The organism is Symbiobacterium turbinis (genome assembly GCF_055383075.1).
The window spans coordinates 1,655,831-1,669,116 of sequence record NZ_AP042433.1 but is presented as its reverse complement, the minus strand read 5'-3'; the positions used below and the strand labels follow the sequence as shown (position 1 = coordinate 1,669,116).

Annotated in this window: 11 protein-coding genes; 8 read left to right on the top strand and 3 right to left on the bottom strand. The window is 68.3% G+C overall.

Annotated features, from left to right (window positions below; genetic code table 11):
- Positions 1–10: 10 nt before the first annotated feature.
- Genes ACZ45O_RS08025 through ACZ45O_RS08015 form a run of 3 tightly spaced genes read left to right on the top strand, consistent with a single transcriptional unit; the run spans position 11 to position 2,913 of the window.
- On the top strand, positions 11–1,270 hold the full coding sequence (locus ACZ45O_RS08025) for an ABC transporter permease (protein ID WP_464857259.1): 1,260 nt from the start codon (positions 11–13) through the stop codon (positions 1,268–1,270).
- 12 nt (positions 1,271–1,282) lie between these two features.
- Positions 1,283–2,179 (top strand): ABC transporter ATP-binding protein, encoded by an 897-nt coding sequence (locus ACZ45O_RS08020; RefSeq protein ID WP_464857257.1) that lies wholly within the window; start codon positions 1,283–1,285, stop codon positions 2,177–2,179.
- The gene (locus ACZ45O_RS08015) at positions 2,176–2,913 is read left to right on the top strand and encodes an ABC transporter ATP-binding protein (protein WP_464857255.1); all 738 of its coding nucleotides are present in this window, start codon (positions 2,176–2,178) and stop codon (positions 2,911–2,913) included. Before ACZ45O_RS08020 ends, ACZ45O_RS08015 begins: the two co-directional genes overlap by 4 nt.
- A 76-nt stretch (positions 2,914–2,989) precedes the next feature.
- On the opposite strand, the gene ACZ45O_RS08010 is transcribed toward ACZ45O_RS08015, so the two are convergent.
- The gene (locus ACZ45O_RS08010) at positions 2,990–3,226 is read right to left on the bottom strand and encodes a hypothetical protein (protein ID WP_464857253.1); all 237 of its coding nucleotides are present in this window, start codon (positions 3,224–3,226) and stop codon (positions 2,990–2,992) included.
- A 143-nt stretch (positions 3,227–3,369) separates the two neighbouring features.
- Here ACZ45O_RS08010 and ACZ45O_RS08005 point away from each other — a divergent pair, with 143 nt between their 5' ends.
- From ACZ45O_RS08005 to ACZ45O_RS07995, 3 genes are all read left to right on the top strand, one after another.
- Complete coding sequence (locus tag ACZ45O_RS08005; protein WP_464857252.1) at positions 3,370–4,560, top strand: copper amine oxidase N-terminal domain-containing protein; 1,191 nt, start codon at positions 3,370–3,372, stop codon at positions 4,558–4,560.
- 15 nt (positions 4,561–4,575) lie between these two features.
- On the top strand, positions 4,576–7,095 hold the full coding sequence (locus ACZ45O_RS08000; protein WP_464857250.1) for a hypothetical protein: 2,520 nt from the start codon (positions 4,576–4,578) through the stop codon (positions 7,093–7,095).
- A gap of 108 nt (positions 7,096–7,203) precedes the next feature.
- A complete protein-coding gene (locus tag ACZ45O_RS07995; RefSeq protein WP_464857248.1) occupies positions 7,204–8,586 on the top strand; it encodes a hypothetical protein in 1,383 nt (460 codons plus the stop codon).
- Positions 8,587–8,688: 102 nt separating this feature from the next.
- Here ACZ45O_RS07995 and ACZ45O_RS07990 read toward each other — a convergent pair whose 3' ends face one another.
- Together ACZ45O_RS07990 and ACZ45O_RS07985 are read right to left on the bottom strand one after the other, a co-directional pair.
- Entirely contained in the window at positions 8,689–9,039 is a 351-nt protein-coding gene (locus tag ACZ45O_RS07990) for a DUF5694 domain-containing protein (RefSeq protein ID WP_464857246.1), read from the bottom strand.
- Positions 9,040–9,240: 201 nt separating this feature from the next.
- Positions 9,241–10,170, bottom strand: a complete 930-nt coding sequence (locus tag ACZ45O_RS07985; RefSeq protein ID WP_464857245.1) for a LysR substrate-binding domain-containing protein — start codon at positions 10,168–10,170, stop codon at positions 9,241–9,243.
- Positions 10,171–10,333: 163 nt separating this feature from the next.
- Here ACZ45O_RS07985 and ACZ45O_RS07980 point away from each other — a divergent pair, with 163 nt between their 5' ends.
- Both ACZ45O_RS07980 and ACZ45O_RS07975 read left to right on the top strand, forming a co-directional pair.
- The gene (locus tag ACZ45O_RS07980) at positions 10,334–11,557 is read left to right on the top strand and encodes a M20 family metallopeptidase (protein ID WP_464857243.1); all 1,224 of its coding nucleotides are present in this window, start codon (positions 10,334–10,336) and stop codon (positions 11,555–11,557) included.
- Between the two features lie 46 nt (positions 11,558–11,603).
- Positions 11,604–13,280 carry an ABC transporter substrate-binding protein gene (locus ACZ45O_RS07975; RefSeq protein ID WP_464857241.1) on the top strand — a complete coding sequence of 559 codons (1,677 nt, stop codon included), beginning with the start codon at positions 11,604–11,606 and terminating at the stop codon, positions 13,278–13,280.
- Positions 13,281–13,286 lie beyond the last annotated feature (6 nt).

The window sequence follows — 13,286 nt, the reverse complement described above, 5'->3', positions numbered from 1 at the left end:
GGGGACTGCTGTGGTTCAGCGCATTCTGGCCCTGGCGCAGAAGGAGTTCATCCAGATCCGGCGGGACAGGCGGACCCTCGCGATGATGGTGGCCCTGCCCATCCTCTGGCTCATCCTCTTCGGCTACGCCTTCAGCTTCGACGTGCAGGAGGTGGCGGTCGCCCTCGTCGACGAGAGCGGCACGGCTGCAGGCGCCGCCTTGGCGCGGGCGGTCCGCAGCTACGAGCGGTTCACCCTGGTCGATCTGGCCGCCCCGTCCGAAACCGCCATCCGGGAGGCCATCTTCCGGGGCGAGGTCACCATGGGCATCGTGATCCCGCCCGGCTACGGCGAGCAGCCGGACACGCAGCTGCAGGTGCTGCTCGACGGGACGAGCCTGTTCGAGGCCCAGACGGCGGCCCGCCTGCTGCCCGGCGCCCTGGAGCCGGCGCAGGCCGAGCTGCGGGCCGACCTGGAGGCCCGGACCCGGGTGGAGGTGGAGGCGCGCATCCAGGAGCTGGCCGAGGCCCGCAGGGCGGAGCTGCTGGCCCAGGTGCCGCCCATCATGCGGGCGCAGGTGGAGGAGATGCTCGCCCAGGCCCACGGCCCCTCCCCGGATGAGGTGACGATCGCCGCACCGGACCCGCCCTCCTTCATCCCCGCCATCACCACGCTCTACAACCCGGACCTGAGGACCGCCAACGTCATGATTCCGGGCCTGCTCGGGCTCGTGGTGATGTTCATGACCACCCTCATGACCGCCCTGGGCGTGGTGCGGGAGCGGGAGCTGGGCACCATGGAGCAACTGGTGGTGACCCCCCTCCGGCCGCTGGAGCTGATGCTGGGCAAGATCCTCCCCTACCTGCTGGTGGGCGCCGTGGACTTCGCGCTGGTCTTCGCGGCGGGGCTCTATCTGTTCGACCTGACCTTCGCGGGCAACCTGCCGCTCTTTCTCCTGCTCAGCCTCCTGCTGGTGCTCACCACCCTGGGCCTCGGCCTGCTCATCTCCACCGTGTCGCAGAACCAGCAGCAGGCCATGCAGCTGGCGTTGTTCGCCATGGTGCCGCAGATCCTGCTGTCGGGCTTCATCTTCCCGCTGGACGCCATGCCCAGGGCCATCAAGGCCATCGCCTATCTCCTGCCGTTTACGCACTTCGTTCCCATCGCCCAGGGCATGTTCATCAAGGGGCAGGGGCTCGACCTGCTCTGGCCGCAGGTCACGGTGCTGGCCGCCTACGCCGTGGTCGTCGTCGGCCTGGCGACGGCGCGGTTCCGCAAGCGGATCGCCTAGGAGGTGGAACCGGTGGAGTTCGCCCTCAGGCTGAGTGACGTGACCCGGCGGTTCGGCAGCCGGGTTGGGGTGGAGGGGATCAGCCTCACGGTCGCCCCCGGCGAACTGGTGGGGCTGGTGGGACCCGACGGGTCCGGCAAGACCACCCTCGCCCGGCTGGCGGCCGGGGTGATCGCCCCGACCTCCGGGACGGTGGAGCCCGAGTCCCGCGGCCGGGCGGGCTACCTGACAGGCCGGTTCAGCCTCTACCCGGAGCTGACGGTGCTGGAGAACCTGCGGTTCTTCGCCCGCCTCCACGGGATGAAGGGTGCCGAGATCGAGAGAGAGGCCGAGCGGCTGCTGGGCTGGGTGGGGCTGCTCCCCTTCACCGGGCGGCGGGCCGGGGCCCTGTCCGGCGGGATGCGGCAGAAGCTGGCCCTCGTCTGCGCCGTCATCCACCGCCCGCCCCTGCTCATCCTCGACGAGCCGACCACCGCAGTGGACCCGGTGGCCCGGGTCGAGTTCTGGCGGCTCCTGAAGGAGAAGGCCCGGCAGGGCTGCGCCGTGCTGGTCACCACCCCGTACATGGATGAGGCCGAGCACTGCGACCGGGTGGTGCTTCTGCACGAGGGGCGCGCGGTGGCCGGGGGCAGGGTGTCGGAGCTGAAGCAGCGGCTGCCCTACCGGATGGCCGAGCTTACGCCCGCCGGGGGGCAGCGCCCGAGCCGGACGGCCCTGGCCGAGGTCGCGGCGGGTCTGCCCGGGTGCAGGTGGACCGTCCCCCTGGGCGAGGGGGTGCGGATCGCGCTGGAGCGCTCCGCTCCCCTGGATCCGCCCGCGGGGTGCGAACTGCGTGAGGTGCCTGCTGCCCTGGAAGACGTCTTCCTCTGGCTGACGGGCGCCGGGGCGGAGGAGGTGCCGGCCCGATGACCTACGCCATCGAGACGCAGGGACTGACCCGGCGGTTTGGCCGTTTCACGGCCGTGGATTCGGTCTCACTGACCGTTCCGGAAGGGACGGTGATGGGGCTCCTGGGCCCCAACGGCGCCGGCAAGACCACGCTGATCCGGATGTTGCTGGGAGCGCTGGCCCCCACGGCAGGGACGGGGCGGGTGCTGGGCCACGACCTGCGCACCGGCGCGGAGGCGATCCGACAGCGGGTGGGCTACATGTCGCAGCGGTTCAGCCTCTACCGCGACCTCACGGTGGCGGAGAACCTGGCCTTCTTCGGCCGGGTCTACGGGCTGCGGGGCGACGAGCTTGCCCGGCGGCAGGAGGAGCTGCTCGCCTGGGCCGGCCTTCTGGACCAGCGCCGGACCATCGCCGGGGACCTGGGCGGCGGCATGCGTCAGCGGCTGGCCTTCGCCTGCGCCATCCTGCACCGCCCCTCGCTCCTGCTGCTGGATGAGGCGACCTCCGGCGTGGATCCCATGTCGCGCCGCCGGTTCTGGGACCTGATCTACGGGCTGGCGGACGGCGGCACCACGGTGCTGGTGACCACGCACTACATGGACGAGGCGGCCCACTGCGACCGGCTGGCGATGATGAACGCCGGGCGGCTGGTGGCGGTGGGGACCCCGCGGGAGCTGCAGGCCGCCCACGGGGACGGGGGCGGGCTGGAGCAGGTGTTTGTGAAGCTCGCCCGAATGAGCGCGGAGGCGTGAGACGACAGAATGTAACCCCTGGGCTCAGGTGCGCCCAGGGGTTTTCCTATGGGATTTGCCGGGTGGTCAGCGGCGCTCAGGAAAACGGCGGCAGCCTCAGCATGGCCAGGACGCCGATGATCACGATAATGACGCCGGCCACCAGGACGAGCCGCTGCCCCTCGGCCGGGGTTGAGTCCCGGCTGGCAGTTATCCGCTTGCTCACGCCCCGGTGCATGTGCTCCTCGCTGGTGAGGCGGAAGAGATGCCGAAAGCTGATGACGAGCAGGCCGACAACGGTGAGCAGGATGCCCCAGCCCTGGTCGCCGGTCATGGCGCTCCCTCCCCTGCCGTTCTCGGGTTACGGTATTCGTGCCCTCAGTATGCTCTCCCTCCAGTTGACCCCTGGGAGAACCTGGGCCCAGGGGTTTTCGTATTGGTTATGTGAGAACTACTCTTGGTGGGGGAGGGCACGGGATGAAGAGGGAGCACACTCGGCGAGCAGGTCGACTGGCTTGGCTGATGCTCGCATTCTTGTTGCTGCAGGCCCCTGTTGGGGTAGGGGCGGCGGCGGACGAGAAGGCTGAAATCGAGATATCGGAGTACCCGCCGGAATTTTACGAGCCTGGCCCAGGGTGGCCTGATGGCTGGACGCCGCCGCCCGCTCCTGCGGAGATGTCAGAACGGATGCGGGCCGAGGTGGAGCGGGTGCTCCGAGAGCGTCCGGAGAGGTATGACGGGTACGATTGGTGGGTCTGGGATCCGCTGCCCGCCTGGACCCAGGAGTATCCATATTTCTGGGAAGAGGACTGGATGGTCTGCGGCACGACGATGCACGTTTACGCCTATCCGAAGCCGGACACCCAACTGATCAGTCAGGTCTTTGGCCGCTCATACGTTGTGGGCCGACTGCACTTGAAGCCGTGTAGGTACGAGCCTATGCAGTATATCGTCGAGGTGCGGGAGCTGAGTGAAGAGGAGAAGTTAGCTGAGGGTCGGGGTATCGAATACGAGTACTGGATGGACAAGTCGCACCCTGGACTTGGGCGAGACGATGGCAGGGAGAGCAACGGAAGTCCAGACTACATTTACGTCTATCTCAACCAAGGTGATGCGGCGAAGCGTTTTGACACGCCGGCTTACCTCGACACGACAGTCAACAGAGTGCGGGTGCCAATCCGCTTTGTCAGCGAGATGATGGGCGCCGAGGTCTCGTGGGACGAGGCCAACCGGCGCGTGACGATCTACTTCCCGGCCGTGACCCGTGAGGTGATGAAGGCGGTTCCGGCTCCCGGATACGATTACCCCGACCTGTTTGATCCTGAAGCATACCTTCCCAACGGCCACCGCTTCCTCCTTGAAAAGCAGACCGTCAGCACGCCGGAACGGACGATCGTGCTGACGATCGATCACCCGGTGGCGGTGGTGGACGGTCGGGAGGTGCCGCTGGATGCGCCACCGGTGATCCGGAACGACCGCACGATGGTGCCGGTGAGGTTCATTGCCGAACAGATGGGGGCCAAGGTCTATTGGGTAGGAGCTGAGCCGATCTTCCGCCGCGACGATGGAAGCATGTCTGGCACCTACCAGGTCCACATCTTCACACCGTTCTTCCCCCTGTATGAGTACCCGAGCTGGTACCTGGAGAACCGTGCAGTGCGGTATTGAGGGGGTGACCGGCTGATGAGGTGGCGACGATGGGTTGCGGGTGCGGCTGCGGTACTGCTGGCCCTGGCATACCGACCTACGGTTGTAGCAGGGGACTGGATTACCAAGGGGGGTACGCCGCACCGCACATCGACTATACTCGACCCCCGGGGGTTGATCGAGTTAACACCGTATTGGGAGACAAACTCGTTGGGCGAGAGTGCGGCGCAGCCGGTGGTGATTGACGGGATCATCTACCATGTGGCGGGTGCCTACCTGTGGCAGTTAGAATTGGATGAACTTCATCGACCGATTGGAGTACCGACCGCCATACCCGATCCGATAAAGGAACACGAGGTTGAATTCAACCGCGCGCCCGACGGACCAGTAATCCCCCCGCAGTCCAGCCCCAGCTACAGTCCGGAGACCGGCATAATCTATTTCGGCACTGGCTACGGTTGGCTTTGGGCGTATCACACAACGGAAAAATGGTTCCGTCCGGCTGAGTTGGAAATCGGCTGTCCCATCGTAGGCTCGCCCCTCGTCATCCACGACCAGGGGCGAGACGTCGTGGTGGTTGCAGACCGGCCAAACTATCCCGGTGAGGAGAACCGTCCTGAAGGGCGGCCGCTCTGCCCTCGTGTCCATGGGAAAGTCTGGGTCGTACGGAACCTTGACGATCCTAACCGTACTCCTCATGTGCAGCACTATGAGGCTGCAACCACCAAGCAGGACGAGGAGGGATTCGGTGGGTTCATCACGCCCTCCGCGGTGGTGGCGTTACCCCATGGTGTGAACCCCAGCTTCGTAATCGGGACCGATGGCTTCGAGGGCGGGCGGGCGATACGGCTGGCCCTGGATCGCAACAACGATTACCGGCCTTATCGGGTGTGGACCGTTGACGGCTCCGCAGGGTTTGCCGGCAACTTTACATCAGACGGCACCAACGCGTATTGGCTGGACACCGGCGGCCGTCTGTGGGCGGCCAATCTAGAGCAGGGCCGGGAACCCGAAGGCTGGTCCAGCTACTCCATCAACCTCCCCGCCCTCATCGGCGCCAAGAACGCCTTCACCAACACCGAACCCGCCGTCGTGGTCCACCAGACCCCCGACGGCCCCGAGACCCACCTCTACATCACCCTCCGAAACTACACCGACACCGGCGCGGGTCTCCGTGACGGCCCCACCGGCAGCGACGGCGCCGTGGTGGCCATCGGCCCCGGCGGCGAGCTGAAGTGGTTCCGCAAATTGGGCCCCGAGGAGCGGCTGAGCCAGCGGATGGCCTCCCTCAACACCGCACCGCTGGCCCTGGTCAGCCGGGGGGCGCTCCTGTTCGGCGACGTGAACGGCTTCTTCTACAGCCTCGCGCTGGACACCGGCAACCCGGCGGGCGGCGATGGCCGGCCCGCCCTGATCGCACCGGAGGGACGGGCGCCCACGGACCGCCTGTTCCTGCTGAAGAACGACGAGAACCCCAACACCGGCCCCTACAACTTCTCCCAGGTGTCGGGCGTCGGCGTCGACCCGGCCTTTGCCCACGGGCTTCTGCTCGTCGGCGTCAACTACGAGGTGAACGGCGAGCCCTCCGGGCGGCTCGTCGCCTATCGGACCGGTGAGACCTATGACCTACGGTGGCTCGACGCGCCGGAGCCCCTGGTACTTACTCACGAGCAACCGGCGGACCTGCAGCCGCGGCTCCAGCTCGAGCTGACATCCCGGACCCTTGCCACGCTCTGCCCGAGCCCCCTGTCCGTGCGGTGGTTCCTCACGGACGCAGGCGGCCAGCTCATCCGATCGCTCGGTGAGGCGCCGCTGCCCGGCGATCTGGCCCCGGAGCAGCCCTACCCCGTCCCGCTGGCGGTGACCCTCACCGAGGGCGACCCGGCTGAGGGGCAGATCGTCGGCGTGATCGACCTGCCCTCCGTCTACGCGCTCAGCGCACCGCACACGGCGAACCCCAGGCTGGCCGTGGCCCGCTCCATCGCGGCGGCCCTGGGGCTTCCGGCGGAGAAGAGCTGCGCCGGGTCGGTGGCCGAGGTGGTGGAGCGGGAGGGGGAGCCCGGACCGGAGGGCGGCATGGCCAACAACGTGCTCATCGTGCCGTACAGCAGCCCGCAGCCGGCCCGCGAGCCAGAGGATACGGAAGAGGGCGCGCACGAGGAAGAGGTCATCGACGACCCCTCGGTGGTGGAGTTGGCCGTGCCCGAGTTCGCCGAGGCAGGCCGGCCGTTTGAAGTGGGCATCTACCTGGGCTACCAGAATAACCTGGGCCGCAGCGAGATCCGGGTCCCGCTCCGGCTCTGGGCGCGGCCCGAGGCGGGCGGTCCGGCGCCGGCTGCGGGATGGCAGACGATGACCATCGACCAGATGCCCTGCTGCAGCTTCCGTGCGGGCACGATACCCGGACTGACCGCCGGGATCTGGGAGATCATCGCCGAGATTGATTACCCGGCCGACACCCGGCCGGAGAACAACCGGGTGATGCGCCGGGTGGAGGTGCTGGACATCCGGTCGGGCGGGGAAGGCGGGGCGGAGGGCGGCGCGATCACGGATTGAAGGTGGCCCTGCCGCCGGGGGCAGCATGCGGCGTCACACCGCCGGATCGCCATGTCACAGGTTCTGGTGGCTGGTGTACATCATTAGGCAGGAGGCCAGATGAAAGGAGTGATCGGCATGATCCTGCCCCCGTACGCACTGCAGGCGGCCCGGGTGATCGCCTGGGCCATGACCACCCCTGACCCGGACGCTGCGGCGCAGGTGCGCCGGCTGCGGTCCGCCAGGCTGGAAGCCCTCGGCGCTGTCTGGGCCGAGGTCCTCTCTGATCTGAGCCGGCGCAGCGAAGAGGCCGGCGGTCCAGGCGTGACGCAGTCCGACCTCAGGGCGCTCATTCAGTGGTTCGCGTCCGCCCGCTTCGAGAGCCTGGCGGCCCTGGGCGCGGCGAAGCAGGCCATCCTCGCCGAGGCCCGGCGGCTCGCGGGCCAGACGCCGGGCAAGACGGCCGAGGACGGCAGCCGCTGGGGCCGCCCGGAGACCTTCCCGGAGTTTCGGGCCGTGGCGGTGGCGATCAGCGACCTGCCCGACCCCGCGCCCGAGGGGTGGCCGGCCCCCTTGCGCCGTTTCCCCCTGGGGGACCTGCTGGAGCACGCCATCGCCCGGGGCGGGGTCGCCTTCAAGGCGCTCAACAACCGCGGGGAACTGGAGATCTACTTCCTCACCGACTCGCCGGAGCGGATCCGGGACGTGAAGTGGGACTTCGCCTGCGGACCCCAGCAGGAGGAGGGCGTGTTCGAGGTGGACCTGGCCGTCCACGTGCGGCCAGGTCACCCGCGTTTCTACACTTACTTCTTCGACATGGCCACCGCCCGGGGTCGCTACGAGGCCGCCGCCTTCTGCGAGCAGCGGGAGCTGCGGGTGTTCGCCATCGCGGCGGAGGCCGGCGGGACCACCGTCGCCCGCTGCCGCCGTGTGACCCACTCCGAGGGCGCCAGGCGGACCTTCCGCAACCACTGCCGGAGGGCGCTCGGGCTGCCCCTGGAGGCGCCGCCGCCCGGGGAGGTCCCGGTGGACGAGGTCTTCTGCGGGGGCACTGCCTACCGCTTCGAGCCCGGGGCCCTGCTGGCGGACGGCGGGGTGAGGCCGGAGGTCGTGGCGGCCCTGGAGCGGCTGGCCCGGGACCGCAGCAAGCTCATCCGGCAGGGCCCCTTCACCCTGTGGCTCGCCCCGGGAGCCGTGACAGGCGGGTGTGCGGAAGGGGCGTCCCTCATCCTGACTCCCACGTTCCGGGAGCGCACCGGCGGCCGGACGCAGCGGGACCCGCTCCTCGCCTGCTTCCGGGAGCTGGGAGGCTTCATCGGGGCCGGGGAGGCCTTCCCGGTCTGCGAGGGGGCCGTGCCCCTCTACCGCTACGTGGACGGCAGGGTCTACCCGGTCGAGCAGACGGACGAGCTGCTCGGGGACCTTCGGGACGCCTGGGAGGTGCTGTACCAGGATGGCACCCGGCCGAACCCCTACGGCGCAGGCCCCCGGCGGTCGGGCTCCACGCCCTGACCGCCCGCCTCCTGCCTCCTGCCTCCTGCCTCCTGCGTTCCTAGTCCAGATAGGGGAGGGGGTCCACGTGGAACAGGTCGGGCGAGTCCATGATGAACTGCCTCAGCAGGGGGCGGTGGCCGGCCCCGACCAGCACCAGGATCCGGTCATGCCCAGGTTCCGGGCGGCCGAGAGGACACCCTCCACCTCCAGGTCCATCCGGCAGTCGATGCCGTAGATGCGGGAATGGCCCATCCCGCCGGCCACGCGAAAGCCCAGCTGGTAGATCTCGTTTCGTCCCAGTTCCAGCCGGCCGTCCCGGTACTGCGCGTAGCGCTCCTGCCAGACCTGCACCTGGCCGGGCTCGACCTCCACGGCCACGTGCGTGGGCCGGTAGCGCAGGAGCCGCGCCACCACCTCTTCCATCTGCCGATGGTACGGTTCTTCCAGCACATCGCGATGGTTGGTCTTCACGTAGTCGAGTTGGGGTTCGCCATGTGATAGGTCCCCGGAACCATGACCAGTGGGCGCTCCTGGGCCATCGCTGGCTTCCCTCCCTACAGACGCGCCATCCGCTCCGGGACCCGGCTCATCAGCTCCCGGCGGTTCCGGCATGCGGCCTGCCCGAAGCAGGCCGGACTTTTTTTCTTCAAGGGCGCGTGCGGCGATCGGATCTCACTCCGGGCTCTCCGCCCCGAACTCACGCTTCAGCATGGCCTGCACGGCTTCCGACTGGCAGAACTCCCAGAAAAGCTGCTCCGCGAAGGTCATGGGGTGACCGGCCTTGCGCACCAGGTGGAAGGTGCGCCGGCCCTTCAGCCCCCGCACCCGCACGCGCCGGAGGCCGTTGGCTCCCGAGCGCAGGCAGAACGTGGAGACGAACGCGACGCCCAGGCCGGCCGCCACCGCCACCTTGATGGCCTCGTTGTTCCCGAGCTGCATCACCACGTTCAGATCCTGAAACCGCACCCCCAGCGGTTCCAGCACCCGGCTCAGGTGCGCGTTCATGCGGGATTCGCCTTCCCGGGTGAGAAACGGCTCGGCCGCAATCTCGTGGGCCTCCACCTCGCCCCGGTCGGCCAGCCTGTGGCCGGGGGGCACGATGAGGATCACGTCGTCCTGGCAGAGCGGCACGCCCTCGAGGCGCGATTCCACCTCGGCCGCCGGCATGATGCCCAGCCGCACCCGTTGCTCCAGCAGGTCGGCGGTCGTCCGGGCGATCCGGTTGATGTGAAGCACGGGCTGCACCGAGGGGTACCGCTGGCGGAAGGCGCCCAGCAGCACCGGTGCCATGTACACCCCGGAGGCCTCGCCCGCGGCCAGCGCCAGCGGGCCGACCGGGTGGCGGGCCTCGCGCTGGATGCGCTGATGGAGCGACTCCAGCTCCCGGAGCATCTCCAGACCCTGGCGGTACAGCACGTGACCGGCCGGCGTGGGCAGCATCCGCCGGGGTTCCCGCACCACCAGTTCCACGCCCAGCTCCTTTTCGAGGTGGTTGATGCGCGCACTGACCGCGGGCTGGGTCAGATGGAGCCGCCGGGCCGCCGAGGAGAAGTTGCCCTCTTCGACGACCGCGATGAACAGCTCGATGTCCTCAAAGCGCACGTGAATCCCCCTGTCGCCACCGCCCTCCACCAGTCGCTCAAGTCAGTGGAGTCGGTGTCAAAAGAAATGTTTGATTTAACCCAAAGTACGTGTTATACTTCGAGCCAACCCGAGTGGAATCCTGCATCCGATTCCAGACCGAATGGCGAGGGGAGGAACCAGGATGGCCAGTCAAGTGGAGGCGGCCAAGGCCCGGGTTCTGGAAGCGGTGGACCGACTGGATGCCGACCTGCGCGCCCTGGCCCTGCGCATCCACGCGCACCCGGAGGTGAGCGGCCAGGAGTTCCAGGCGCAGCGCTGGCTCACGGAGCCCCTGATCGAGGCGGGGTTCGAGGTGGAGCTGGGGATCGGCAGCCTGCCGACCGCCTTTCGGGCCGTATGGAGGGGGACGGCCGACGGGCCCGTCATCGGGCTCCTGGCGGAGTACGACGCGCTGCCGGGCGTGGGGCACGCCTGCGGCCACAACCTGATCGGCACGGCGGCGGTGGGGGCGGCGCTGGCCCTGCGGACCGCGCTGCCGGATCTGCCCGGGCGCATCGAGGTCATCGGCTGCCCGATGGAGGAGAAAGGCCAGGGCAAGGTCCACCTGGACCGGCACGGCGTCTTCGACCACCTGGATGTGGCCATGCTCTGCCATCCCGGCCGCCGGACCATGGTGGTGCGGGGCGCGCTCTCGGCGGTGCCGGTCACGTTCAAGTTCTACGGACAGCCCACCCACGCGGCCGTCTCCCCGGAGAAGGGGGTCAGCGCGCTCGATGCGTGCATTCAGGCGTTCAACGCCATCAACGCGCTGCGCCAGATGATGCCGGACGGCGCGCGGATCCACGGCATCATCACCCACGGCGGCGAGGCGGTCAACGTCATTCCGGCCTACGCCGAGGCGCGCTTTTCCATTCGCGCCGAGACCACGGCGGGCGTGCAGGCGCTGAAGGAGAAGGTCTACCGCGCCGTGCGGGGCGCGGCCGAGTCGGTGGGCGCGCGCGTCGAGATCGAAGAGGGCTTCACCTACCCGGAGCGCGTGAACAACCTGGCGCTGGCCGCCCTCTTCGGCGCCAACCTGGAGTCCCTGGGGGTTGAGATCCAGCCACCCATCACGACCGGCATCGGCTCCTCCGACATCGCCGTGGTCACGCACAAGACGGCAACCATTCACCCCTATATCAAGATCGCGGACGAGGAGGTGGGAAGCCATTCGCCCGAGTTCCGGGACGCGGCGGGGTCTGAGACCGGACTGCGCGGGATGCGCCTCGCCGCCAGCGCCCTGGCCATGACGGCCGTGGACCTCTGCTACGATCCGGAGCGGCTGCGCCGGGTGCGCAGCGAGTTCCGGGCCTTCAAGGCGGGGCAGACCGCCCCGCCGGGAAGGGCACCGCAGGAGCAGTGCTGAGTGCGGTCATTCAGGACAAGAGTGCGAACTGAGGGGGTTATGGGGAATGGTGAAGCGTCTGTTCGCCTGGGCCTTGTTGGCAGCTGTGTTCGCCTCGGGCTGTGCCAGCCCGGGCCGCGTGACCCAGGATCAGCCAGAGCAGCGGGTTCCGGAACCGCTGCCCGTTTCCGCCGAACCGCCGGATCCGGCCCGGATGATTCCCACACTCACATTCCTCACCACAACGCCCGAGTACGATCCGCCGCGCTATGAGGCGGCGCTGTACATCAAGCGGGCCATGGCCGAGCTGGGCGTCGACCTGGACGTGCGGCCCACCGACCAGAAGGTGGTGACCGACACCTCGCGCACCGCCCCGTGGGACTGGGACATCGCCGCCTTCTCGTGGGGCAACAACGCCGATCGGGTGGATCCCGGCTTCTACATCTGGGACCAGTTCCACTCCAGCAACATCAAGGACCAGGGGAACAACCGGGTGGGGTACAACAACCCCGAGTATGACCGCATCGCCGATGCGCAGAAGCGCGCGATGGACCAGGAGGAGCGGCGGGCGCTGGTGTTCCAGGCCCAGGAGATTCTGGCCCGCGACGCGGCCATGTTCCCGCTCTGGTACAACGACCTGGACCAGGTCTACAACAAGCGGCGCCTGGAGGGCGTGGTGTCGCAGGGCGGCGTGGGGCTCATCAACTGGCTCACCATGACCCGGGTGCAGGTGAAGACCGGCGAGAACATCCTGCGCGTGGCCCACCGTCAGGACCTGGACCACCTGAACCCGCTGGCCACCGTGCAGGCCACCGACCGGCAGATCCTCCGGTTCATCTACGACTCGCTCCTGAAGTGGGACGAGAACAACCAGCTGATTCCGGGAGCCGCCGAGAGCTGGACGATCATCGACGACACGACGGTGGAGTTCAGGCTGCGGCCGGGCCAGAAGTTCCACGACGGCCACCCGCTCACAGCTGAGGACGTGGCCTTCACGTGGAACTGGGGCAAGCAGGTGGGGTTCGGCACCGAGGACCCGTATGTGCAGGGCGTCGAGCAGGTGGAAGTGCTGGATGAGCTGACCGTGCGCTTCAAGCTGATCCAGCCGGACAGCTCCATCGCCTCCTCCGGCTTCACCGCCGTGCCGATCCTGCCCAAGCACATCTGGGAGAACATCGAGGATCCGCGCAGCATCACCAACGAGCAGCCCATCGGGTCGGGCCCCTTCAAGCTGGCCTACTGGCGCCGGGGTGAGGAGATCCGCCTGGACGCGGTGAAGGACCACTACCTGCAGCCGAAGATCGACGCCCTGATCCAGATCGTCTACGCCAACCCCGACGCCCTGCTGGGCGCCATGGAGCTGGGCCAGGCGGACATGATCAACCCCGGCATCAGCCCGGAGCAGCGCGCGGCCCTGGAGAAGAACCCGGACATGGAGATCGTGCGGACCGTCGGCATCGGGTACGGGTACGTGGCGGTCAACATGCGCCGCGCGCCGTGGAGCGACGTGAACTTCCGGCGGGCGATGGCCTACGCGATCAACTGGTCCGAACTGGCCGAGGTGGTCAAGCAGGGCACGGCCCGGGCGGCCGCTCCCGGGATGGTCATTTCCCCCACCAACAAGTACTACTACAACGAAAACGCCCTGATCTACACGTACGATCCCGCTAAGGCCCGGCAGATCCTGCAGGAGGCGGGCTACGAGTGGGATGAGAACGGGCGGCTCTACTTCCCGAAGCAGTGATGGGCC